Raw genomic sequence first — 23,074 nt, 5'->3', positions numbered from 1 at the left:
CGAAGGAGAGATTTCATGACAGCGTGCATCACGGGCTGGGCCCATTCGCAATTCGGAAAGCTTGCAGACGAAACGCTGGAGAGCCTCATCGTCGGCGTCGCGCGCGATGCGCTTGCCAACGCGGGGCTGGAAGCGAAGGACGTGGACGAGATTTACCTCGGCCATTTCAATGCTGGCTTTTCGCCGCAGGATTTCACCGCAAGCCTTATCCTTCAGGCATCTGACGACTTGCGCTTCAAACCGACGACACGGGTGGAGAACGCCTGCGCGACCGGCTCCGCAGCTGTTCATCAGGCTGTGAAAACCATTGAGGCAAACCGCGCGCGCCACGTTCTGGTCGTCGGCGCAGAACAGATGACGAAAACGCCCGGACCAGAAATCGCGCAAAACCTTTTGAAAGCGTCCTATCTGCCGGAAGACGGAGACATTCCCGCCGGTTTCGCTGGCGTGTTCGGGCAGATCGCCCAAGCCTATTTCCAGCGCCACGGCGATCAATCCGACGCGCTCGCTGCCATCGCAGCCAAGAATCACAAGAACGGAACAGGCAACCCATACGCACAAATGCGCAAGGATTTGGGCTACGAATTCTGTCGCGCCGAAAGCGAAAAGAACCCGTTTGTTGCAGGGCCACTAAAACGCACAGACTGTTCGCTGGTCTCGGATGGTGCCGCAGCAATCGTCATCAGCGATGTGCAAACGGCGCTTTCCATGGACAAGGCGGTTGCCTTCCGCGGGATGGGTCACGCGCAAGATTTCCTGCCGATGTCGAAGCGCGACATTTTGAAGTTTGAGGGCTGCACTGAAGCGTGGAGCAGGGCGCTGGCACAGGCGAAACTTTCAATTGACGATTTGTCTTTCGTCGAAACGCATGACTGTTTCACCATTGCCGAATTGATTGAATACGAGGCGATGGGCTTGGCGAAAGAGGGTCAGGGCGGCGCGATGATGATGGAAGGCCACACTCAGATGGATGGGCGCTTGCCGGTCAATCCGTCTGGCGGTTTGAAAGCAAAAGGCCACCCGATCGGCGCAACCGGCGTTTCCATGCACGCGCTCACTGCGATGCAACTCACTGGCGATGCGCCGGAGGGCATTCAGGTAAAGGACGCGAAATTGGGTGGAATTTTCAACATGGGCGGCGCCGCAGTGGCGAATTATGTGTCCGTTCTGGAGCGCATCAAATAGCGATTATCCAACCACGCCAAAGCCGGGCACCTTCAATTGATAATTGAACCAATCGAAGCCCGCGACGAGTCCCAGAAACTGGAGATCAACGCCGTAGTCTGGCCGATAGGTTATGCCTGCATATCCAGCCAGCGAAAGTCGCCAACCGCCATATTTGAACTTGGAGAACCAGCGCCGGTCGGCGGGAAAGTCGCGGCCAACAGCGGTGGCGGGCATCTGCCAGTTGAGTTCCGGCACTTCGTTCAAGATCGTGGCGACGAACGTGTTTGAGTTTGGCCCCGGCCAAAGCACATAATCACCGCGTTGGTTGTAGCGATAGTTCTTGATCGCCGCCTCCACCTTGGTGATCAGGCTTTCTGCCTTCGCTCCCTCGATCATTTGGTAGATCTGCGGCACGTTGGAATACCACCGCGCGTCCGCCGCATACGCGTTGTGCCGAACGGGCGTACCCCAGCCAACGACGTCATAACGGTTGTAGGTTGTCTCTCCGGGCCTTTTTAAGACCAGCCATGAATGGGTCGCGAACGCCCCCTTCATACCACCTGTCCGCGCCGCCATCAGCATGATTTGGGCTGTCTCTCTAGGAGGCTTAGGCAAAATTCCCGCACTACTCCAATTCGCATCGCGCCAAGAATTCGGCCTGTCCTGCACGCTCCACACCGCAAGATGGGTGAGCGCCGGCATGATGAAAACAGCAAGCAGGAAGATCGTGAAGAATTTCAAAGTGCGCATGGGAACCGAGTTGAGAAGAAAAACCTGTGGGGACATCTGACCACAGAGTGTGGCATGAATGCGAAAGGCACAATTGAACCCATTGGCGCAGCCGCCTATAAGCGCCGCAGTGGACAAAACAACGGACAGCACCATGCTCGAAGACGGCAAAATTTATCTCGGCACCAGCCGCAAACCCGACGATAGCCTGCAACAGCCAGAATATCTCAACCTTGCGCTGGCAAACCGCCACGGGCTGATCACGGGTGCAACGGGCACGGGCAAAACAGTCTCGCTGCAAATCTTGGCTGAGGGCTTTTCCAATGCAGGCGTGCCAGTGTTTTGCGCCGATGTGAAGGGCGACCTGTCCGGCCTTGCCCGCGCCGGCAAGGGCAAGGACTTTCTGGAAAAACGCGCTGCCGATATCGGGCTGGACGACTACACCTACCAAGACTTTCCGGCGATCTTTTGGGATCTATTCGGCGAGCAGGGCCATCCGATCCGCACCACGATTTCCGAAATGGGCCCACTGCTCCTGTCCCGTCTGATGGACTTAACAGATGCGCAGGAAGGCGTGCTTAACATTGCTTTCCGCATAGCAGACGAAGAAGGCCTGCTGCTGCTTGATATGAAAGATCTGCAGTCGCTCCTGAACAATCTGGCAGAGCGGTCAAAGGAAATTTCCAGCCGCCTTGGCAATGTCTCGAAACAGTCCGTTTCAGCTATCCAGCGCAGTCTTTTGGTTTTGGAACAGCAGGGCGGTAACTACTTTTTTGGCGAGCCGGCTCTCGATATCGCAGACCTCATGCGCACCACACGCGATGGCCGCGGATCGATTAACATTCTGGCAGCCGATAAACTGATGATGTCGCCGCGCCTTTACGGCACGTTTCTGCTCTGGCTGCTCTCGGAGCTTTTTGAGGAACTGCCGGAGGTGGGGGATGCTGACAAACCAAAATTGGTTTTCTTCTTCGACGAAGCACACTTGCTGTTTGATGATGCGCCGAAGATTTTGGTCGACCGTGTGGAGCAGGTTGTCAAACTCATCCGCTCGAAAGGCGTGGGCGTTTATTTTGTAACGCAGAACCCGCTTGATGTGCCGGACGGCGTGCTGGCGCAGCTTGGCAACCGCGTTCAACACGCACTTCGGGCCTACACGCCACGCGAGCAAAAGGCTGTGAAAACCGCCGCTGACACGTTCCGTCCCAATCCGGATTTTGATGCTGTTGATACGATTACCAACCTCGGCGTTGGTGAGGCGCTGGTTTCGACACTGGCAAAAAAAGGCGTGCCGTCCATGGTTCAGCGCACGTTGATCCGCCCGCCGCAATCGCGCCTCGGGCCACTCACCAAAAAAGAGCGCAAAGATGTTATCGCAGAAAGCCCGGTTCTGGGCCTGTATGACGATGGCGTCGACCGTGAATCAGCCTACGAAGTCTTAGAGAAACGTGCCGAACAACGGGTGAAAGCCGAAGAAGCTGAGCGGGCTCGCGAAGACGCTGAGAAAGCCCGTCGGCGTGGTTCCCGCTCGCGTGGCCGCAGCCGACAAAGCGTTGGCGAGACAGCGATGAAAAGCGTTGCGCGCACGGTTGCCGCTTCTCTGGGCCGTGCACTGGTGCGCGGAATCTTGGGAAGCTTGAAGCGCGGCTTTTAGAGCAGCGCGGTCAGGTCATTCACAATGCGATCAGGTGGTAAGTCGGAATATTCGTCCGGCTGGCCGCCGCGGTTTATCCAAACCGTCTTGAAGCCAAATGCATGCGCGCCGGCAATGTCCCAACGGTTTGACGATTGAAACGAGATGTCGCCAGCGGCGAGGCCGGTATCGTCCAGCACCATCTGATAGACTTCCGGCAGGGCTTTGAATTTTTCGATCCTGTCGACTGAAATGACATGGTCGACATGCTCCCCGATGCCTGCCGATTTCACCGCCGCTTCCAGCATGGGCGTTGAGCCATTGGACAGGATTCCCAGAACGGCGCCTTTCGCTTTCAACTTTGCCAATACGTCGGCCACCTCATCAAACGCATCCAGCGCGAAATATGCGTCGAGCAGAGCTTTGCGTGGCGCAGTGTTTGCTGATGGTACTTTAGCAAATGCGTGGTCGAGTGCTTCTTGCGTCAATTCCCAAAAGTCGCGGTAACGGCCCATCAGCGTGCGCGTCCAGGTGAATTCAAGCTGCTTCTGTCGCCAGATTTCAGAGACCTGCGCAGCATCCGGCCCGATAGCATCGGCATGCGCACGCACTGCGGAATGGACGTCGAAAAGCGTGCCATAGGCGTCGAAAAAATAGGCTTTGGTCACGATTGGCCCTCACTTAATTATTGGAGAGCAGCCTGCCACGCTATCGCGCCCAAAACCATTGCAATCGCCCCTTAGGATGTGGAACACCAAACCGAGATAAAACGAAGTGTGAGAGCGACCATGTCTGAATGGAGCGAAACCTGGACATATACCAACGACGAATGGCACGAAGGTAACCCACCCCTAATCGGCGCCCGCGAGCACGCGTTCTGGCTTGGCTCCAGCGTTTTCGATGGCGCGCGCGCCTTTGAAGGCGTGATGCCGGACTTGGATTTGCACTGCGAGCGGGTGAACAATTCTGCCGTGGCATTGGGCCTGAAGCCGGTGAAAACCACCGACGAAATCATCGCACTGTGTAAAGAAGGTGTGGCGAAGTTTGCGCCCGACGCAGCGCTTTACATTCGCCCGATGTATTATGCGGAGCAGGGCGGCTTTATGGCTGTTGCGCCCGATGCTGAATCTACCAAGTTCATTCTGTCGATTTACGAGACGCCGATGCCGGAGCCGGGCGGGCTGTCTGTCACGGTTTCAAAATTCCGCCGCCCGACGATGGAAACCATGCCGCTGAACGCAAAGGCCGGTTGCCTATATCCCAACAACGCCCGTGCGCTTCAGGCTGCACGGGATGAAGGCTTCGACAATTGTTTATTGCTCGACATGCTTGGCAATGTGGCCGAGTTGGCGACCGCCAATGTTTTCATGGCGAAAGATGGAGTGGTCTATACGCCTGCGCCCAACGGGACATTCCTTTCCGGCATTACACGTCACCGTGTGATCACGGAAATGCGCAAGGCTGGATACGATGTGCGCGAGCAAACGCTTTCGGTTGCGCATTTTGACGATGCGGATGAGATTTTCACCACGGGCAATTATTCCAAAGTCGTTCCCGTCACCCGCTTTCAACAGCGAAATCTTCAGCCCGGACCGATGAGCAACGCTGCGCGTGAACTCTATTGGAAATTCGCTCACGCCGAGGCATAGATACGCGACATTTGGAACCCACGACTTCCAGTGGCGTTATCGCTATGACAACGCAGACTAAATGCACCCTGTCCACAATATTGGAGAAAACCATGGCTTTTGAACTTCCCGATCTTCCATATGCTTACGACGCACTTGCACCGCACATGTCGGCTGAAACGCTCGAATTTCACCACGACAAGCACCACAATGCATACCTGACCGTGATGAACGAAATGATTGCTGGCACCGATTACGCCTCTATGTCGCTGGAAGAGATCGTTCAGAAAAGCTTCAAGGATAATGCCAAGCTCTTCAACCAAGCTGGTCAGTTCTACAACCACGTTCACTTCTGGAACTGGATGGCGCCGAACGGCGGTGGCAAGAAAATGCCGGGCGAACTGGAAAAGGCAATCGACAGCGATCTTGGTGGCTACGACAAATTCCGCGAAGATTTCATCAATGCCGGTAAAACCCAATTCGGCTCCGGTTGGGCATGGCTCGCTGTCAATAACGGCAAACTGGAAATCTCCAACGCACCAAACGGCGAAAGCCCACTGGCCCATGGTGCATCGCCAATTCTCGGCTGCGATGTATGGGAACATTCCTATTACATCGACTACCGCAACGCCCGCCCGAAATACCTCGAAGCGTTCGTGGACGAGTTGATCAACTGGGAATACGTCGCAGAAATGTATGGCGCGGCAACCGCCTAATCAGCGGATTGCAGAACGAAAAAACCCCGTATCATGGATGCGGGGTTTTTTGTTTTAAGCCTTGCCCACGGCTTTCAAAGCGAACGCATAAACCTGCGCGACCTCTTCCAGATAGGCGAAGCGGCCGGTCTTGCCAAAATGGCCCGAGCCCATGTTGGTTTTCAGGATAATCGGCGTTTCGCCCTTTGTTACGTCGCGCAATTTGGCGACCCACTTTGAGGGTTCCCAATATTGCACCCGTGGGTCCGTCAAACCCGAAGAAACATACATCGCGGGATAAGCCTGTTCGCGCACATTATCGTAGGGCGAATAGGCTGCGATTATCTTGTATTCCTCTTCGCTCTCAATCGGATTGCCCCACTGGCTCCATTCGCCCGGTGTCAGCGGCAGTGAATCGTCCAGCATCGTGTTCAGCACGTCGACGAAGGGCACTTCGGCCATAATGCCTGCAAACAGTTCCGGCGCGAGGTTTGCAACCGCGCCCATCAAAAGGCCGCCAGCGGAACGCCCATTAGCAACGATTCTGCCTTCAGCGGTGAAGCCTTGGTCGATGAGATAGCGCCCGCTGGAAATGAAATCGGTAAACGTTTTCATCTTCCCGGCTTTTTTCGTCTGCTCGTACCAATGCCGCCCTTTTTCATCCCCACCGCGAATGTGGGCAGTACAATAAACGAAGCCCCGATTGACGAGGCTGAGCCGGTGGCTGGAAAAACCCGCGCTCATGCCCGCGCCGTAAGAACCATAGCCGTAGAGCAGGCATGGGGCGGTGCCATCAATGGGGGTGTCCTTGTGGTGCAAAACCGTTAGCGGAACCAGTTCGCCGTCTTTGGCAGGTGCGTGCAGGCGACGCACGACATAGTTTTTCGGATCGTGGCCGCTGGGTATCTCTTGCGTCTTGCGAAGCGTGCGCTCGCGCGAGATCAGATCGTAATCCCACACCTGGCCCGGTGTTGAGGGAGAGGAATAGGTGAAGCGCAGTGTGGTCGTGTCGAATTCATAGCCTGATGAAATGCCCAGCGAATAGGCTTCCTCATCAAAGTCGATTGTGTGCTCGTCTCCGCTTGCCAGTTCGCGCACGACGATGCGGGGCAGCGCGTTTTCCACTTCCAGCCGCACCATGTGGTTTTTGAACACAATTACGCTGGCGAGTTTCACTGCCGCTCTGTGGGGTATCAATTCTTTCCAGTGTTTTTCCTGCGGGGCATTGAGCGGCGCAGTCATGATGCGAAAGTTCTCCGCGCCGCCGGAATTCGTGACGATGTAGAGCGTGTCGCCAGCGGGAATGACCGAATATTCGTGCCCCGGCCTGCGCGGCGATACCAGAACAGGTTCTGCAAATGGATCATCAGCGGGAACAAGGCGCACTTCGTCCTCATCGTTTTGCCCGGTGGCTATCTCGATTGTTTTGCCATCGAGCGACACGTCCAACCCGACATAAAACCGCGGGTCTTCTTCAGCATAAATGAGCTTTGGCTCTTCGCCCGGTGCGCACCCAAAAACCTTGCTGGGCCGCATCTTGTCATCGACCTTTACATAGAGATACCGCTCGCTGTCGGCCGCCCAAGCAAAGCTGCCGACATCGCGGATAAGGTCGTCACTGTCTTTGCCGTCAGCCAAGCCGCGCAGGCGCATGTGATAGTATTCCGAGCCGTTTTCGTCGACGCTCCAAGCCAGTTTGTTGTGGTTCGTAGAATGCTCCATATGGCCAAGCGCGAAATAGTCTTTGCCGCTCGCCTCTTTCGGACCGTCGAACAGAACGGTTTCTTCGCCGCCATCGCGCGGCATGCGCACGAAGAGCGGATACTCTTTTCCCTCTTCATAGCGGCTTTGATAGGCATAGGGACCGTCCTTAGTAGGCACTGAAGAATCGTCCTGTTTGATACGGCCCTTAAGCTCTTCAAACAGTGCATCTTGCAGCTTCTTCGTATCGTCCATCATGGCTTCGAAGTAGGCGTTTTCGCCTTCCAGCCAGCCCCGGATATCTTGTGACAGAACTGACGGATCGCGCATCACGTCCTGCCAATTGTCGGCCTTCAGCCATGCGTAATCATCGGTGCGGGTGATGCCGTGACGGGTGTCTTCCACCGGCCGCTTTTCGGCGACCGGCGGTGTGGCTTTGCTCAAATCAAATGGCAATGGATTAGTCTTCCTTGGGTTTAAATTCGAGCGCTATGCCGTTCATGCAATAGCGCTGGCCGGTGGGGCGGGGGCCGTCATTGAAGACGTGGCCCAAATGCCCGTCGCAATCGGCGCAGCGCACCTCGGTGCGTTTCATGAACAGCTTGCGGTCGGTGTGTTCGGTAACGGCGTCTTGTTCCATCGGTGCCCAGAAACTGGGCCAGCCTGTGCCGGAGTCGAATTTGGTCTCGGCGGCAAACAGCTCTTTTCCACAGCCTGCGCATTTGAAGACGCCATCACGCTTTTCATCATTGAGCGGGCTGGTGAAGGCGCGTTCCGTGCCTTCTTCGCGCAGAACATAGTATTGCTCCGGCGTTAGTTCTTCACGCCATTGGGCTTCGGTTTTGTCGATTTTGGGCATTGTCGCGCTCCGTTCGTTCGGGCTTTGGTTCGCTCTTAGCTAATGTCGAGCAGGCTGATGAACAAGGCTGCAGTCAGCAGCAGTGCAAGCCAAAGAACCATATGCCCCGTTGCCTGAATGCGCGCTATGCGGCTCGTTGGCCCATACAGCGCGTGCAGCGCTGTCAGGCTTGCGTTAAGCGCTGCGTTCGCCCCGCGTAGGGCCTCTTCCCAAAGCACTGCAAAAACCCGTGTTACGAAGCCAATAATTGCCGGAGCGAACCTGCGGGTCATCCAGTCGCTGTCGAGGTTGGTTGAACGCAATTCCGGCGGATAAATGCCTGTGCGCATGAGCGTGCCAAAGGCAAGCGCAGAGAACCACAGCAACTGCAATTGTGTAATGACGTGGGAGGAAGTGTAGGGATTGTAATCCACTGGGAACGGCAAAATGTTGTAAAGCGCGTTGGGATAAACGCCGATGCCGATGCACAGCGCGGACGTAAGCCCCATTGCCAAGAGCATGTTCCACGGTGCTTCTGCCGGACGCTTGCCGCTGTCATGGGCGAAGAAAGCGAAATAGGGAATCTTGATGCCGGAGTGGTGAAACACACCGGCGGAGGCAAACAACAAGATCAGCCACGTGATGTAATAGCCATCATGCCCTGCCGCCGAAAGGATCATGGACTTCGAAATAAAGCCAGAGAACAGTGGGAATGCTGAAATCGAAGCAGCGCCAACGGTGCAGAAAACCATTGTCAGCGGCATGGTCTTGTAGAGGCCGCCGAGTTCCGAACCTTTTGCGGTTCCGGTGCGGAAAAGCACAGCGCCGACGCTCATAAACAACAGTGCCTTATACAGAATGTGGCTGAAGGCGTGTGCTGCGGTTCCATTGATTGCCAGTTCCGAGCCAATGCCGATGCCCACCACCATAAAGCCAAGCTGATTGTTGAGTGAATAGGCAAGAACACGCCGCAAGTCGTTTTCGATCACTGCGTAAAAGATCGGAAACAATGTCATCGTTGCGCCGATATAGATGAGAAACTCGGTGCCTGCGTAACCACGGGCAAGTGCGTAGATTGCCAGTTTTGTGGTGAAGGCGGATAGAATAACCGTTCCTGTGACGGTGGCAGCGGGGTAGGAATCCTGCAACCAATTGTGCAGCAACGGGAAGGCGCATTTGATGCCAAACGAAAGCAAGATGAGCCAAGCACCGATCCGATCCAAGGACAGGGCATCGAAGGCCAGCGAACCGGTTTCGCGGTAGTGGATGGCTGCGCCGCCGAGCAAAATAACGCCGGAGGCAATCTGCACGATTAGGTAGCGCATTCCTGTGTGATATGCGCCTGGCGTGCGCCGCGCCCAGATGAGAAATACCGACGCGATGGCCGTGCCTTCCCACCAGATGAATAGCGTGATGAGGTCGCCTGCCAGTGCTGCCCCTATGGCGGAACCTGCATAGGCGAGTGCAGCCACCTGCTGCATCGTATCGCGCACGTGCCACGCATAGATGAGCGACAGAAAGGCTGCGAGCGAGAAGATCAGAGTAAAGACGAAACTGAGCCTGTCGAGCCTAAACAGCGTGAGCGTTTCGCCGAGCAGAGCGACTTCACCGTACGTGCCATAGGGCAAAAGCAGCAGCGGCAGAGCGGCAGCAATTGGCACCAGCAGAAGGATGGTCGCACGGACTTTGCCGTTGGGCAGGAATGGTATCAGCACGGCGCCAAGCAGATAGATCAGGGCAGGATGGAGCAGATCATTCATCGGCCTGTCTCCGATCCAGATCAGCTTCGGGATGCGCTTCGCTCTCCACGTCATGAGGCGCATAGTAAGCCTCGCTGCGCATCACCAGGCGGCGCATGGCTTTGGCGCAAACCACCAGCGCGGCGCACATAAAAAAGCCGTAGAACGCATAAAAACCGAAGATATTTTCGATGCTGAAATAGCTTTTCTTTTTGTAGAGCAAATCCAGCAGCGTCAGCACGGCTCCACCCGCAACCAGCCCCCAGAAAAAGCGGTCGACCGATTTGCGGTTATCAACCCATGCAAGGCTGCGCACTATGGCGGCTGATATTGGGTTGGTGGTGCGTTTGTCGCTCATTGGCCCACCTCTGCCTTCGCGCTGACAATCGGCTCAATGAAGGCTGCGATGTCTGCCGCATAGAAGAATGAGATGATGCATAGGATTGCGGTGAGGCAAGGGGGCAGAACGCAAAGCAGTGGCGCTTCCGACAGCCGTTCGCGCCACGGCGTATCAGCGTTCATGGCAACGGAGCCTTCGCCTTGAGCCGGCAGATAGAAGCCTTTGGCAAAGATTGGCACGAGGTAAGCGACATTGAGCAAGGAGGATACCATGAGCACCAAGATGATGACGATGTGGCCCGTGTCTGCAGCTGCCATCATCAGCGCCCATTTGCTCCACGATCCTCCCAGCGGAGGTAGGCCGATAATCGACAGCGCCCCGATGCCGAAGGCGGCAAAGGTAAACGGCATGGCTCGGCCCAAGCCCTGCATTTGGCTGATTTCGGTCTTGTGTGTCGCCACATAAATCGCGCCAGCGCACATGAATAATGTGATTTTGCCGAGTGCATGTGTGACGATGTGGACACCGCCGCCAATCACGCCCATCGAGGTCGCCAGTGCCATGCCGAGCGTGATGTAGGAAAGTTGTGAGATGGTAGAATATGCTAGGCGGGCCTTGAGATTGTCTTTTGTCATCGCCACCATAGAGGCGGATAGGATGGAGAAAGCGGCAAGCCATATTAGCCAATTGGAAGCGCCCGTTTCTGCCAATCTGTCGACACCAAAAACATAGACATCAATTTTCAAAACGCAGAACACACCAGCTTTCACCACGGCGACTGCGTGGAGCAGGGCGCTGACGGGCGTGGGGGCAACCATCGCCGCCGGCAGCCAACGGTGAAAAGGCATCAGTGCCGCTTTGCCAATGCCGAAGGCGAACAGCGCCAACAAGATAGCAAGCGTCAGCGGGCTTTCGACCGCACCCAAAATGCCTCCCTCTTTGAACTCGCTCGTTCCTGCCAGCACGCTGGACCAGACAACAGCGGTAAGCAAAAAGACGATGGAGGTGCCCATCAAAATGCCTAGATAGGTGCGCCCACCAGCCTTCGCTTCCGCGGTTCCTTTGTGGGTGACGAGGGGGTAGGTGGAGACGGTCAACAATTCGTAGAACAAGAACAGGGTGATCAGGTTTGCGGAGAAGGCGATGCCGAGAGCCGCAAAAATGGCAAATGCGAAACACGCAAAAAACCGGGCGTGATTTTTCTCTTTGTTGCCGCGCATGTAGCCGACGCCATAGACATGGGTGACGATCCATAGGCCAGACGCAACAAGCGAGAAAATGACGCCGAGCGGCTCAAGATGAAACGCAAGCGCGAAGCCCGGCAGCATCGTGAACAATTCAACGCGCTGTCCGCTGCCATCGAACGAAAGCGCGATGGCGATGGTGCAAGCAAAGGTTGCCAACGCTGCAACAAAAGTCAGCCAGTCGCGGGCATTGTGCCGATCCTTCAAAATCATGCAAAGCGCGCTGGTGGCCAGCGGTATAAGCAGAGCCAGTGCATAGAGGGTTTCAATCGCCATCATCGCCCGGGGACTCCCAGAACCAAAGGCGTATCGGTGAGGAAGCCGCCGTTTAGCAGCGATTCGGCAGCCAGTCTTGCTGTTCCCGCCGTCCACTCGGCGGAGATGCCGAACCAGACGATGATCGCAACCAACACCCAAAGTGGAAGCAACATGGAAAGCGGTATATCGGCCACCGTCGAGCCTTCCGGCGGGTCTCGGAAGTAAAGTGTCTCAATCACTTTTCCCATGTAAACGATGGCGAACAGCGATGAGGCGACGACCAACAGACCAATAAACCAAGACCCTTGTTCAGCGGCTGCTTGCAGCAAGATCCATTTCGACACGAAGCCCGCAGTACCAGGAACACCGATTAGGCTAAGCGCTGCGATAACCAATCCTGCGCTCGTCCAGGGCATTCGTTTGCCCATGCCTGCTAACGCGGGGATTTGTGCTTTGCCTATCGCGTAAACAAAACCGCCCACCGCCAAAAACAGAGCGCCTTTGGTGACCGCGTGGTTAAACATATGGACGAGTGAAGCGCTGAGGCCTGTAACGTTCAACAGCGAGATTCCAACCAACATATAACCAATTTGCGCGATGCTGGACCATGCAAGCAGGCGTTTGAGATTGACCTGAAACACCGCAACCATTGAGCCGAGGAACATGGCAACGATGCCCACAGGCATGATGATGTAGGTCAGCATTTCGCGCTCATAGCCAAAGCCAGGCGAATACACGCTCAACATGAAACGTATCACGACATACAGTGCGACCTTCGTGGCCGTGGCAGCAAGAAAAGCGGAAACGGCGGAAGGTGCGTATGTGTATGCGCCAGGCAGCCAGCGGTGTAGCGGATAAATCGCAACCTTCAGCCCCATGCCAACCACGATGAATGCGAAGGCGGTTTGGATGGTGCGGTTGCTTTCCGCTGCACGCAGCCTTTCGGCAATATCCACCATGTTGAGCGTACCGGTCGCCATATAGAGCATGCCAAGACCGATGACGAAGAAGGTCGCGCCGATTGTGCCGAGCACCAGGTAATCGTAGGCAGCGGAAAGCGCACGGCGGTCTTTGTCTGCCCCCAGAGCCACGAGCACATATGTTGAAAGCGATGAGATTTCGAGAAAGACGAAGACGTTAAATGCATCACCCGTCGCCACAACACCCATAAGCCCCGTAAAGCACAGCATTACGCATGCGTAGAACAGGCCATGGTTCTTTTGTGGGATTTCATTGGCGATGCTTGTCCGGGCATACGGCAACACAATCACCGCCAACATAGAGACGATGACCATCACCAGCGCGGCGGCAATGTCGATGCGGTATTCGATACCAATCGGCGGCGCCCAACCGCCGATATGATAGGAAAGAACAGTGCCGTCGTGGACTGTGATGAGCAGAATAAGGCTGCCCAAGAACGATGCCAGCGATGCAAAGACAGCCAGCCAAAAACTCGCGCCCGTGCGCCCGATCATCATGGCGAGCGGCGCTGCAAGCATGGGGATGACCACGACCAAAAGAGGCAGGTGCTGGAAAGCGGGTGGCAGTTGGGAAATCACGCGGAGGCTTCCCCACTCTTAGCCGTCGATTGGAGTTCAGCTTCTGCGTCCAGTCTGTCGAGTTCCAGAATTTCGTCTTCTTCGATCGTTCCGTATTCTTCGTTGATACGCACAATGAGCGCGAGCCCCAAAGCTGTTGTAGCGATGCCGACAACGATGGCTGTAAGAATGAGAACATGGGGCAGGGGGTTGGAATAAATCTCAGCCGGATTGCCCGTATCAATCGGCGCGGTGCCGCCCCTGACTTTGCCCATAGAAATATAGAGCATGAAAACGGCAGCCTGAAAGATGTTCAGACCGATAATCTTTTTTAGCAAATTGCCCCGTGCCACGACGATGTAGAGACCTGTCATCATCAAAACGACGAACAGCCAATAGTTCATGTGACCCAGGAAGTAAGTGAGGAAGGATTGGTCTGTCACGGCCTACCAATCCTTATCGTCAATGCGCGGCGGACGTCCTGCGAAACCATAGTAGATGGCGACCATCACACCGAACACAGTGATACCAACGCCGAGTTCAATGATCAGAATACCGTGATGCTGGCCGGAAACGGGGTCGTGGCCAAGCGGATTGTAATCAAGAAAATTAGCGCCCATCAGCAGTGAGGCAATACCGGTCCCAGCGTAAATCAACACGCCTGCGGCGATGATGCGGTGCACCAGCCAGTCGGGAAACAATTGTCGAAGACGCGACAGCGAGAAGACCAGCCCGTAAAGAATGAAAGCCACGGCAAACAGCACACCAGCCTGAAATCCACCGCCGGGACCGTAGTCACCGTGGAACTGCACGTAGAGCGCAAACAGCAAAATGGGTGCAAACAAAATTCGGGTGACGACGCGCAGGATGAGATGATGGTCCATCAGCTATCCTGATCTTTTCTGCGGTTGCGCCTGCGTCCTACGCCGCCAATCAACAAAATGACTCCCAGGCCCGCAGTGAAAACTACGGTGGTTTCGCCAAGCGTGTCGTAGCCGCGATAGCTGGCGAGGACGGCGGTGACGATATTTGGCACGTCGATATCGTCTGGCGTTCGGGCCAGATAGTCCGGCCCGACATGAAGTTGGACAGGCGCATCAGGGGCGCCGAAATTCGGCATGTCGAGCGTGCCGTAGATCAGCGCCGCCCCGGTGAGCAAAACAACTGCGAGCGGGAGGACAGAAAAACTCGTCGGCTCTTTTTCGTGCCGTGCCGTCAGCGCGATGGTGCCGAGCATCAAAACAGTCGATATGCCGCCGCCAACAGCGGCTTCTGTGAACGCCACATCCACAGCGTCCATTACGACAAACAGCACAGCTGAAAGCAGGCTGAACACGCCAGACAACATGACAGTCGCAAACAGAGAACGCATCAGGGCGATCATGATGGCGGTAGCAACCAGCGCAAGGAACAGAAAAATCGTGAGTGCCAGTTCCATCATGCGACCTTCACTTTGCGGGACTTCCGCAAGGGTTCCGGCGCAGTGGTTTCATCTTCGACCATGTCTTTTGGACGAGAGCCGGAAATGAATGCAGCATTGGCAACCGCATGCGTGGCTGTTGGGCCGGTGATGAAAAGGAAGACCACGATCAACACCAGTTTAACCGTGACCATTGTAAAGCCTGAGTGGACCATCATGCCCAGCAACAGAAGACCGATTCCCGCAGAATCAATAACCGAGGCGGCATGCAGGCGCGACCAAAAATCGGGAAAGCGAACCATGCCAAGCGAGCCAATGACCAGAAAAAAGCCACCCGCCAAAATGCAGGCCCATGCAATCACGTCTGCCACGAGCGCAATCATAACGATGTCGCCCCTGAATCTGGTTCCTCATTGACCATTGCCTGTTCGTCCGGCGCGTCGCCAAGGCGGCGGTAGCGGAAGAACTTCAAAACCGCGATTGTACCCACGAAATTGATCAGCGCATAAAGCAAGGCGATGTCGAGAAAGTCCGGCCTTCCGAACAAAAAACCGCTGACCGCGATCAGCAGGACGGTACAGGTGCCAAAGGTGTTCAACGCCAGCACGCGATCATACAGCGTTGAACCAACGAAAAGGCGGATCAGCAAAAGCACCATCGAGACGCAGACAGCAGCGGTGGCAGCGACAAACATCAGCGCTGCTCCCGTTCCAATGCGCTTACCCGGCGCTCCATATCGGCAAGTGCTTCTTTGTCCGCCGTTGCATCATCCAGCGCATGGACCACGAAGTGATCGACTTCTGTCTCAACACAAACTGTGCCGGGCGTGATCGTGATTGAATTGGCGAAGAGAGCGCGTGTGAGATCAGATTTCTGCCCCGCAGGAACTTTGATCAGCCGTTGGCGCAAGCCTTCAGGCGAGGCGAGTATGGCTTTGGTAACAGCCCAGTCCGCCTTACCGATTTCAACGATGAGCCAAAACACATAACGGATCATCGCCATAATGCGCAGCCCCGACTTGGAAACCAAAGAACCGTCAATGAGTTTCAGACAGTAGGCAATCCAAACTGTCAAAACACTGGAAGCGAGGCCAAAGGTGATCAACAGTGGTTTGAACAGACCAGACATGAGCAGCCACAGCCCAAACAACGCAGCAACAAGCAAAATGGCGCGAAAACGAGCGCGGATGGCAATTCTCCTCTGGCGGCCTGAGGTAGTGAAATGAATGCGGTCGCAAAGGCTCCAATACGCAACACGCCTGCGACAATCTATACCACTTTTTGCTCACTCGGAAAGGCGCGGCAGGTTCTGTTCCACAAAGCCGCCTTCTTCGTGGCATAACCTTTGCTGGATATGCCGGATTTCAAGGAAACGTTGTTTTATTGCCTTCGATAAATATGGTGTCAGCATATATTGTTAAATTTAATGTATAAATCGTGATATTTCTATCGTTTGGTAATCTTGACTGAAAACCGACAATAACCTAGACGCGACTCATGTCATGTAATATTGACCGCAGGGCCGATGGGTTCTTCAAGACCAATTGATACCTGATCAAGGATTTAACCAAACTCCAATCATGCGGGGCCGCAAAATGGATGAAAATCAAAAACTAGACGACACTATTCTATTAGAACTGACTTCCGATGTTGTCGCTGCTTATGTAGGCAATAACCCAATATCTTCGAGCGATTTGCCTGGATTGATCAAAGACATTCATGCTGCTCTGGCAGGGATTGCAGGTGCGCCGCACGAGGCCGAAAAGGAAAAGCCGAAGCCGGCCGTTTCAATCAAGAAATCGCTCGGACACGAATATCTCATTTGTTTGGAAGACGGCAAACCTTTCAAATCGCTGAAGCGCCATTTGAAAACGCATTACGATCTTTCACCCGACCAATATCGCGAAAAATGGGGTTTGCCTGCCGATTATCCAATGGTTGCTCCAGCTTATGCAGAGAGACGCTCGCAACTGGCAAAGCAAATGAAGCTTGGCCAAAAACGTAGCTAACCCCCCTGTATTCATCTCGCGTTACCACGTTTGAGGGGATACTTTTAAAAACGACAGAGGGCTTCGCCAGTGGCGGAGCCCTTTTTCTATGCTGTCCACACATAAGAGAACAAAAAGGGTTCAAACTTATCCACGCAAAGGGTAAAAGGAATAAATTCCTTGAAGTGAGTAAAGCAAGGAGCCCTTCAGTCCATGACCAAAACCGCCCTCCAAAAGCGTGCCATCCCGCAGCCTGTTCGTTCCCGAACTGCGCGGATTTATCAGATAAAAAGCAGCAGAGAATTGACCCGCGATACACCGCCCAAGTCTGCACCCTATCGGGATTCGGTGTGTGCACTTTGCGAAAAAATGGTGGCGCTGCATCTTGATGTTTCGCTGGGCGCATTGCGCGCACCGACCCGGCGAAACGCAGACATTGCGCTCGCTCGCCAGATCGCGATGTATCTAGCACACACAACCTTTTCCCTGCCACTGACCGAGGTTGGAATCTATTTCAAGCGCGACCGCACAACCGTCACCCATGCCTGCGCAGTGGTAGAAAATAGACGTGACTCGATGTCATTTGAGGTGACGGTGAGCCAGTTGGAAAGCCTGTTGATAGAGGTCCGCTCTGCGGTGGAAACAGCCGTTCTGGACAAAAACGGAGCCATCAATTTTCCCTCGGAGACGATATGATGTCGGCGGCAGAAGCAAAGCTGGCCATACGGATTTTGCGGTTCCTGCAATCCAGCCCGAAAGCCAGCCCGAAAGCCAGCCTCGTCGTGCTGGATGACTGCGGCGCGCCGCGCTATCTCTTGCAGGGAACGAATGGCGCCAAGATGTTGGTTTTGCGTTCCGTGCTGGATGCGCTGCACAAGGCAGAACTCATCGACATGGGTGATATTCACAAAGACGTTGCGTGTTCCGTTGGCATCAGCGATCTGGGCCGCAAGAAACTGGTTCGGTTGGACGCGCAAAGCGGTGGGTTTGCTGCCCAACATCGAAAACTTTCGCGTCAGGAGATCAAGTTTGATGGCACAAAGCAGATGGTGGATGTCAATCTGTCAGAATCACCGCTTCAACGACTGTATACGCGCAAGACCCGCAACGGGAGGCCGTGGTTGGAGGCCGAGCATGTGGAGGCCGGCGAGAGGTTGCGTCGCGATTTCACACGAGGGCAGCTGATGCAGAAGACTACGTCGAACTGGGATTTTTCCTCAGGCAGTAACAACCGCAACGGGGCTGGAGGCAAAGCGGATCTCAGCGATACGGCCATCGATGCAAGAAACAGAATGTCCCGCGCGCTGGACACCGTTGGCCCGGACCTTGCCACCGTGTTGACGGATGTGTGTTGTTTTCTCAAGGGCTTGGAAAGTGTCGAGCGCGAACAGAAATGGCCACCACGTTCGGCAAAGTTGATGCTGCGGACGGGGCTGGATTTGCTTGCTAGGCACTACGGCACCAAGAGCGGTTCAAACAGCGCAAAGGGCAAAACGCGGATGTGGGGCGCAGACAATTTTCGCCCGAATCTCAACACGCATATGTGAGGCGTTTGCGCCTCAAGCCGTTTCTGTCTGGGCCATTGCCTTCAGGCGTTGGACCATAGAACGCAAGCCGTTGGCGCGTTGCGGTGTGAGGTGCTCTCCCAAACCGATTTCCGCAAAGACAGCCTGCTCGTCCGTCTCAAGAATTTCTTCCGCAGTGCGGCCAGAAAAAAGTGTAAGCGCAATCGCCACCAATCCGCTCACGATATGAGCGTCGGAGGCACCTCGAAATGTAAGCACCGGAGCGTCGCCGCTGCGGTCCGCGTTGCCTACTACCCAGACTTGCGAAACGCAGCCCTGGACACGGTTTTCCTCGTTTTTCTCCGCTTCATCCAGGGGCACAAGACTGCGGCCAAGCTCAATCAGATAGCCGTAGCGGTCGTCCCACTCTTCAAGAAACGAAAAGTTCTCGATGATCTCTTCTATCGTGACAGAGGGTTCAATAGGGGCGGCAAAGCTGGTTTGGGACATTGGAGGTGGGTTTTCCTGCGGTTCGGCAGATGGGATTGCTTTGCCTATCTAAGTTGCGTCCGCTGACTTGCCAATGGGCTGCAGCCTCCTGCGACATTAACCCGGCATTAACCATGCCGCTTGGAACGCACAAAAAACTGCCATCTGCGAGTCATGATTAGTTTTCCGTTAAAGTCCCCATGACATGGTGAACAGACTAGTAAAGTTGTGTTTGCGTTTGGACTGAGTGTGCGTACCAAGGGTCTTTCCCCCAAAGTTGAAAAGGCAAAGCGGTTGCCCCTGCGGGTTGGCGGCGGCTTTGTCATTTGCAGCCTTGGTGCCTTGTCAGCAAGCGCCGCTGCGATTGCGTTCCTTGCCCCTGCAACAGAAACAGTGGCTTTGTTAGCACCTTTGGTGCCACTGACGGCAATGGCCTTTGGCTCCCGCAGCTTGGTAGTGGCCAGCGGCGTGGTTTCATTGACGGCGATGACAGTGTTGCATCCATTCGCTGGATCAGTATTGGCTCATCCGCTTGCACCCTATGGGGCGGCGACACTGGCGGCGACGGCGCTGGCAGCCTTAAACTGCAACAAACGGAATTCGCCAGTCCAAGAGGTCCACTCCAACTCAAGCACTGTATCGAACGCTTACGGACAACCGCTCAGTGCTGTGCTTGATGTACGGGGTAACGTCGTGGAAGCATTCGGCGGTGCTGCCGATTTTGCGAATGATGTGCTGGACAAACTACACGGTCGCGGCCTGCTTGAGCGTATGCACCTGCTGGATCGCGTGCCGTTTTTGAACGCTCTCGCAAGCATTGATAAAACTGAACGTGCGACGATTGATTTACGCCTGCGCGGCCCTGACGAGGCGCGAAGTGTATGGAAATCGTTCCGCTGCGAATTGAGCGCAAGCGGGGACGGTTCAGCGATAGCCGTGTTGATCGCAACCGGCGAAACCAACGCTCTCAAAGCCAATCTCGAAGCACAAACCGCCTCAAACGAAAAACGTTTGGCGGCTTATGATGCGATGATTTCTACCGTCAGCCACAAGTTGCGAAACAGCCTCACGGCTGTTCTGGGCTTTGGCGAACTGTTGCAAGGGAACGAAACCAACGCTGAAGTGGTGCGCGATTGCGCTGAAACAATTGCAAAGGCTGGCAGTGAGCTTTCTATCACCGTTGATGCTCTCAGCGAATTTGCCCGTCTTCGTGCTGATGATTTCCAACCGCAATCGCAGGCGGTGATTTGGAATAAGTTGTTTGATGCGCTGCAAGAGCGCCTGGCTGATCTCACGCGCTCCCGTGGTGTAGCATTGAACACTGAGCGTTTGGAAACTCTGCCCGACGGATTAACCGACGAAGATGCATGCCAGCAAATTCTGCTGCACTTCACCGCTAATGCTGTCCGCAGCGCGGGCGAAGGCCAAGAAGTACGGTTAGCAGCACGCCAATTTGGCAGCTTCGGAAAATTCACCATCGAAAGTGACGCTACGCCGATTGCTGAAAACGTTGTTCGGTATCTGGAGGGTTTCAACGCTTCTGAAATTGCAGACTTTGCTGATATCGCGCTCGAATTTCAGGTCTGCAAAGGACTGACAGAAGCGCTTGGCGGCTCAATCTCTTGCGAAACATCGGGCGTTTCGGGCTCCAAGATCACGGTGATGCTGCCCTTGCGCCTCGCCAAGAAAACAAGGGCTGCGGAAGCTGTCGCCCGGTCCATCAAAAATGTGGCTCCCAAGAGCCGTATCGAAAACCAAGTCGACGATGAAGGAGAATATTGTGCACGCTTATCAGCCTGATCGACTCGTCCAGGAACCTAAAAAATCAGGGTTTCTTGCCTCAATCCTCTCCGAACACCCGGCTTTGCTGGGCGGAGCCTGTTTATCGCTTTTGGCGATGGGCACAATTTTTGCCAACGCTGTATGGTATCAGCCCGTCAACCATCCCGCGCCAATGTTTGCCACTCGCGGTGAGTTCAATGAACCCGCAAAGCTGGCTAAGGCGAAAAAGCCAACGAAGGCGGTTAAAACCGCTAAAGCCGATAAGTCCGCAGCATCGCCTGAAGTTTTGCGCGAAGTGCAGGCGGCTCTTGCTGTTCGTGGGTATTATGACGGCAAAGTAGACGGAAAATTCGGCTCCCGGACAGAATCGGCAATCACGAAATTCCAAGCCGATCACGATTTGGAAAAAGATGGTCAGGCTTCGGCCCGCTTGTTGAGCCAAATTCTACTTTCCGCTTCCGCCAAGCCTCAGGAAGTGCCTGTTCCCAATTCCCGCACGGCTGCGATCAGCCAGCAACAGGTTGGTTCCATCGATGTATCGGACAAGCCGAAGTCTGAAAGCACAAATGGTCTGGTTGCCCGCATTCAGGCCGGTCTGCGCAACTATGGCTATGAAGAACTGGAAGTGGACGGCAAGCCTGGCCGCAAAACCCGCTCAGCCATTCAGAGTTTCCAACTGGATTATGGTATGAAAATCACCGGTGAACCCTCTGAGAGCGTTTTGAAGAAACTTGAGGAAATCGGCGCCTACCGGCAGGGATAGCCTCTCGGGTGCGGATTACCTCAGAAATTTTTATCTCTGCATTGCGCCGGCGCGCCGAAAGCGCCGGCGCTTTTGTTATGGTGCTGGCAAAAGGCGAGCAGGCTGCAGGCGCAATTTACATTGTCGTCAGACGCGCTCACGGCAAGGCCGATCTCGTCGGCCCAGCACCGCAGAGTTACTTTGATGACATGCCAAATGATCGGCGTTTTGAAACACTGCTGTCGGATGCGGAAATGGACGCCGTGCAAGAGCGCCTCGACCGAGAAAAGCAGTTTGATCCTGATGTCTGGATCATCGAGATTGATGACCGTCAGGGGCGCTGTTTCGTCGATCTCGTGGACATCTAGGTGCGACTAGAAATTGACGACTTTGCCAGTCGATGCCCCTTTATCTTCGCTCTTTCCTGCAACCTGCTGAGCACCCGAACGGTCGATGCCAGGGGCTTCGGAATGGACGGGTTGGTGCGGTGCAGCCTCTGGAGCCTGCTTCGGCCATTGCGCGATTGCAGCTTGGCAGGCCTGCGTGTTCAATTGTTTGTAAAAACTGATTGCGCGGCGTGCGTTTTCAATGGACAAGCCAAGCCTCGGAAAAGTGATCAGCGCGATACGGTTTGCCTTAGCGACATCGAACCCGGCGGCCTTCATGAAGACAGCAAGCGTGTTGCCGGTTTCGTCGGCCATGATCTGTTTGGTGGTTTCCTGCGAAAATCCAAACTGCTTTTGCATCAACATGCACATGCCCTGATTGCTGCGCGCAAGAGCCGTTCTTTCCAAAGCGTCTGCGAACTCCTCCGCTGACATATGCTTAGTTAGGTTTGAGGCGGTTGTAGATGTTTCCGCTGCAATCCGCTTGCCTCGGCCGGCTGCTTTCAACAGCGCCTCGTCGGCACGAGAGGTTGTTTTTGCCCCAGTCTTCTCCGCAGCGTTTTCTTCGCTCGGGGCAGGGGCCCAGGCGGCTTCTTCGAAGGGTTTGAGTTTCGCCTCGGTAACGGAGCTAAAGAGCTGCTCGATGCTGCGTTTCGACAGATCGTCCAGAATGGAAGCGTTGGCTTTAAGCGCCTTATTGACCTCAGTGTCGTTCAACGCCCGCAATTGCTTCACGAGGCTTGGCCCCAAATCGGAACGTTTGGCAATCTCTGTTGCGTGGTTGAGGCCGCATTTTGCAACAAGGGTCACAAGATCCAATTGTGTAAAACGCATCGCTTCGCGCAACAGTGGACCGCACACAGAAACAGGTTCTAGGGCCAGATAAATGAGAACTTGGCGGGGTGTGTTCGGCTGGTCTTTGAGCAGTGTAGCAATATGAGTGAGGGTATCCGGCTCCACTGCGTTGGCAAGGCCATAAAATGCTGTCTTGAAATCTTCGATGGTCAAACGATTGTGCGCATCGCGTTCACAAAACCGCTGCGTTGCCAAAATAAGCAGTGCGTCCTTTTCCGGCAGGGTTCGCGTGGTTGCTTTTCGTTTGCGCGGTGCAGCGGCTGGCAAATCCTGCTGAGCGATCGCTGCCTCGCGACGCGGAGGCGCATTTTTTGGTTCGATTGTGACAGAATTCACAGTCGGCTTTGACGTCTGCATCGGAATATCCATTCATCACAACGCGCGATGCGCGCCCGTTT

General features: G+C 55.0%; 26 protein-coding genes. 10 read left to right on the top strand and 16 right to left on the bottom strand.

Annotation, left to right across the window (positions count from 1 at the left end; genetic code table 11):
• The first annotated feature begins 15 nt into the window (after nucleotides 1–15).
• Entirely contained in the window at nucleotides 16–1,185 is a 1,170-nt protein-coding gene (locus ACFQ14_RS05745; protein ID WP_377211745.1) for an acetyl-CoA acetyltransferase, read from the top strand.
• A 3-nt stretch (nucleotides 1,186–1,188) separates the two neighbouring features.
• Here ACFQ14_RS05745 and ACFQ14_RS05740 read toward each other — a convergent pair whose 3' ends face one another.
• A complete protein-coding gene (locus tag ACFQ14_RS05740; RefSeq protein WP_377211744.1) occupies nucleotides 1,189–1,953 on the bottom strand; it encodes a DUF3750 domain-containing protein in 765 nt (254 codons plus the stop codon).
• A 97-nt stretch (nucleotides 1,954–2,050) separates the two neighbouring features.
• Here ACFQ14_RS05740 and ACFQ14_RS05735 point away from each other — a divergent pair, with 97 nt between their 5' ends.
• Nucleotides 2,051–3,550 carry a helicase HerA-like C-terminal domain-containing protein gene (locus ACFQ14_RS05735; RefSeq protein ID WP_377212081.1) on the top strand — a complete coding sequence of 500 codons (1,500 nt, stop codon included), beginning with the start codon at nucleotides 2,051–2,053 and terminating at the stop codon, nucleotides 3,548–3,550.
• Here ACFQ14_RS05735 and ACFQ14_RS05730 read toward each other — a convergent pair.
• Nucleotides 3,547–4,200: a haloacid dehalogenase type II gene (locus ACFQ14_RS05730; RefSeq protein WP_377212080.1), complete on the bottom strand. Its 654-nt coding sequence runs from the start codon at nucleotides 4,198–4,200 to the stop codon at nucleotides 3,547–3,549. The genes ACFQ14_RS05735 and ACFQ14_RS05730 overlap by 4 nt on opposite strands.
• 117 nt (nucleotides 4,201–4,317) lie before the next feature.
• Here ACFQ14_RS05730 and ACFQ14_RS05725 point away from each other — a divergent pair, with 117 nt between their 5' ends.
• Nucleotides 4,318–5,178 (top strand): branched-chain amino acid aminotransferase, encoded by an 861-nt coding sequence (locus tag ACFQ14_RS05725; RefSeq protein ID WP_377211743.1) that lies wholly within the window; start codon nucleotides 4,318–4,320, stop codon nucleotides 5,176–5,178.
• Nucleotides 5,179–5,270: 92 nt separating this feature from the next.
• Nucleotides 5,271–5,873, top strand: coding sequence for a superoxide dismutase (locus ACFQ14_RS05720; protein ID WP_377211742.1), 603 nt, complete (start codon nucleotides 5,271–5,273; stop codon nucleotides 5,871–5,873).
• Nucleotides 5,874–5,927: 54 nt separating this feature from the next.
• Here ACFQ14_RS05720 and ACFQ14_RS05715 read toward each other — a convergent pair whose 3' ends face one another.
• From ACFQ14_RS05715 to ACFQ14_RS05660, 12 genes are read right to left on the bottom strand one after another with little or no spacing between them, the layout of a single operon-like run.
• Nucleotides 5,928–8,009: a S9 family peptidase gene (locus ACFQ14_RS05715; protein ID WP_377211741.1), complete on the bottom strand. Its 2,082-nt coding sequence runs from the start codon at nucleotides 8,007–8,009 to the stop codon at nucleotides 5,928–5,930.
• A gap of 4 nt (nucleotides 8,010–8,013) precedes the next feature.
• Complete coding sequence (gene msrB, locus ACFQ14_RS05710; RefSeq protein ID WP_377211740.1) at nucleotides 8,014–8,412, bottom strand: peptide-methionine (R)-S-oxide reductase MsrB; 399 nt, start codon at nucleotides 8,410–8,412, stop codon at nucleotides 8,014–8,016.
• Between the two features lie 35 nt (nucleotides 8,413–8,447).
• Entirely contained in the window at nucleotides 8,448–10,151 is a 1,704-nt protein-coding gene (locus ACFQ14_RS05705) for a Na(+)/H(+) antiporter subunit D (RefSeq protein ID WP_377211739.1), read from the bottom strand.
• Entirely contained in the window at nucleotides 10,144–10,488 is a 345-nt protein-coding gene (locus tag ACFQ14_RS05700) for a hypothetical protein (RefSeq protein WP_377211738.1), read from the bottom strand. Before ACFQ14_RS05700 ends, ACFQ14_RS05705 begins: the two co-directional genes overlap by 8 nt.
• Nucleotides 10,485–11,993, bottom strand: a complete 1,509-nt coding sequence (locus ACFQ14_RS05695) for a proton-conducting transporter transmembrane domain-containing protein (RefSeq protein ID WP_377211737.1) — start codon at nucleotides 11,991–11,993, stop codon at nucleotides 10,485–10,487. The genes ACFQ14_RS05700 and ACFQ14_RS05695 overlap by 4 nt, the downstream gene beginning before the upstream one ends.
• Nucleotides 11,990–13,531, bottom strand: coding sequence for a monovalent cation/H+ antiporter subunit D family protein (locus ACFQ14_RS05690; protein ID WP_377211736.1), 1,542 nt, complete (start codon nucleotides 13,529–13,531; stop codon nucleotides 11,990–11,992). Before ACFQ14_RS05690 ends, ACFQ14_RS05695 begins: the two co-directional genes overlap by 4 nt.
• Nucleotides 13,528–13,953: a cation:proton antiporter subunit C gene (locus tag ACFQ14_RS05685; protein ID WP_377211735.1), complete on the bottom strand. Its 426-nt coding sequence runs from the start codon at nucleotides 13,951–13,953 to the stop codon at nucleotides 13,528–13,530. Before ACFQ14_RS05685 ends, ACFQ14_RS05690 begins: the two co-directional genes overlap by 4 nt.
• 3 nt (nucleotides 13,954–13,956) lie before the next feature.
• Nucleotides 13,957–14,394 carry a Na(+)/H(+) antiporter subunit B gene (locus ACFQ14_RS05680; RefSeq protein ID WP_377211734.1) on the bottom strand — a complete coding sequence of 146 codons (438 nt, stop codon included), beginning with the start codon at nucleotides 14,392–14,394 and terminating at the stop codon, nucleotides 13,957–13,959.
• On the bottom strand, nucleotides 14,394–14,951 hold the full coding sequence (locus ACFQ14_RS05675) for a DUF4040 domain-containing protein (protein WP_377211733.1): 558 nt from the start codon (nucleotides 14,949–14,951) through the stop codon (nucleotides 14,394–14,396). Before ACFQ14_RS05675 ends, ACFQ14_RS05680 begins: the two co-directional genes overlap by 1 nt.
• A complete protein-coding gene (gene mnhG, locus ACFQ14_RS05670; protein ID WP_377211732.1) occupies nucleotides 14,948–15,313 on the bottom strand; it encodes a monovalent cation/H(+) antiporter subunit G in 366 nt (121 codons plus the stop codon). The genes ACFQ14_RS05675 and mnhG overlap by 4 nt, the downstream gene beginning before the upstream one ends.
• Nucleotides 15,310–15,624 carry a monovalent cation/H+ antiporter complex subunit F gene (locus tag ACFQ14_RS05665; protein ID WP_377211731.1) on the bottom strand — a complete coding sequence of 105 codons (315 nt, stop codon included), beginning with the start codon at nucleotides 15,622–15,624 and terminating at the stop codon, nucleotides 15,310–15,312. Before ACFQ14_RS05665 ends, mnhG begins: the two co-directional genes overlap by 4 nt.
• Nucleotides 15,624–16,079, bottom strand: coding sequence for a Na+/H+ antiporter subunit E (locus ACFQ14_RS05660; RefSeq protein WP_377212079.1), 456 nt, complete (start codon nucleotides 16,077–16,079; stop codon nucleotides 15,624–15,626). Before ACFQ14_RS05660 ends, ACFQ14_RS05665 begins: the two co-directional genes overlap by 1 nt.
• Before the next feature lie 445 nt (nucleotides 16,080–16,524).
• Between ACFQ14_RS05660 and ACFQ14_RS05655 the strand changes: the two genes are divergently transcribed.
• The 3 genes from ACFQ14_RS05655 to ACFQ14_RS05645 all read left to right on the top strand — a co-directional run bounded on the left by ACFQ14_RS05655 (nucleotide 16,525) and on the right by ACFQ14_RS05645 (nucleotide 18,464).
• The gene (locus ACFQ14_RS05655; RefSeq protein WP_377211730.1) at nucleotides 16,525–16,938 is read left to right on the top strand and encodes a MucR family transcriptional regulator; all 414 of its coding nucleotides are present in this window, start codon (nucleotides 16,525–16,527) and stop codon (nucleotides 16,936–16,938) included.
• Between the two features lie 192 nt (nucleotides 16,939–17,130).
• Nucleotides 17,131–17,613 (top strand): helix-turn-helix domain-containing protein, encoded by a 483-nt coding sequence (locus ACFQ14_RS05650; protein WP_377211729.1) that lies wholly within the window; start codon nucleotides 17,131–17,133, stop codon nucleotides 17,611–17,613.
• On the top strand, nucleotides 17,610–18,464 hold the full coding sequence (locus tag ACFQ14_RS05645) for a DUF6456 domain-containing protein (RefSeq protein WP_377211728.1): 855 nt from the start codon (nucleotides 17,610–17,612) through the stop codon (nucleotides 18,462–18,464). The genes ACFQ14_RS05650 and ACFQ14_RS05645 overlap by 4 nt, the downstream gene beginning before the upstream one ends.
• Nucleotides 18,465–18,476: 12 nt before the next feature.
• On the opposite strand, the gene ACFQ14_RS05640 is transcribed toward ACFQ14_RS05645, so the two are convergent.
• A complete protein-coding gene (locus ACFQ14_RS05640) occupies nucleotides 18,477–18,932 on the bottom strand; it encodes a SufE family protein (RefSeq protein ID WP_377211727.1) in 456 nt (151 codons plus the stop codon).
• A gap of 228 nt (nucleotides 18,933–19,160) precedes the next feature.
• Between ACFQ14_RS05640 and ACFQ14_RS05635 the strand changes: the two genes are divergently transcribed.
• The 3 genes from ACFQ14_RS05635 to ACFQ14_RS05625 are packed head-to-tail and all read left to right on the top strand — an operon-like array spanning nucleotide 19,161 to nucleotide 21,803.
• Nucleotides 19,161–20,711, top strand: a complete 1,551-nt coding sequence (locus tag ACFQ14_RS05635; protein ID WP_377211726.1) for a sensor histidine kinase — start codon at nucleotides 19,161–19,163, stop codon at nucleotides 20,709–20,711.
• Nucleotides 20,692–21,456: a peptidoglycan-binding domain-containing protein gene (locus tag ACFQ14_RS05630; protein WP_377211725.1), complete on the top strand. Its 765-nt coding sequence runs from the start codon at nucleotides 20,692–20,694 to the stop codon at nucleotides 21,454–21,456. The genes ACFQ14_RS05635 and ACFQ14_RS05630 overlap by 20 nt, the downstream gene beginning before the upstream one ends.
• An 8-nt stretch (nucleotides 21,457–21,464) precedes the next feature.
• Nucleotides 21,465–21,803: a DUF1491 family protein gene (locus ACFQ14_RS05625; protein WP_377211724.1), complete on the top strand. Its 339-nt coding sequence runs from the start codon at nucleotides 21,465–21,467 to the stop codon at nucleotides 21,801–21,803.
• A 6-nt stretch (nucleotides 21,804–21,809) separates the two neighbouring features.
• Here ACFQ14_RS05625 and ACFQ14_RS05620 read toward each other — a convergent pair whose 3' ends face one another.
• A complete protein-coding gene (locus tag ACFQ14_RS05620; protein WP_377211723.1) occupies nucleotides 21,810–23,033 on the bottom strand; it encodes a hypothetical protein in 1,224 nt (407 codons plus the stop codon).
• Nucleotides 23,034–23,074: the final 41 nt, after the last annotated feature.

Source organism: Pseudahrensia aquimaris (assembly GCF_042676045.1).
GTDB lineage: Bacteria > Pseudomonadota > Alphaproteobacteria > Rhizobiales > Rhizobiaceae > Pseudahrensia > Pseudahrensia aquimaris.
This window is presented reverse-complemented; position numbering and strand designations above follow the sequence as displayed.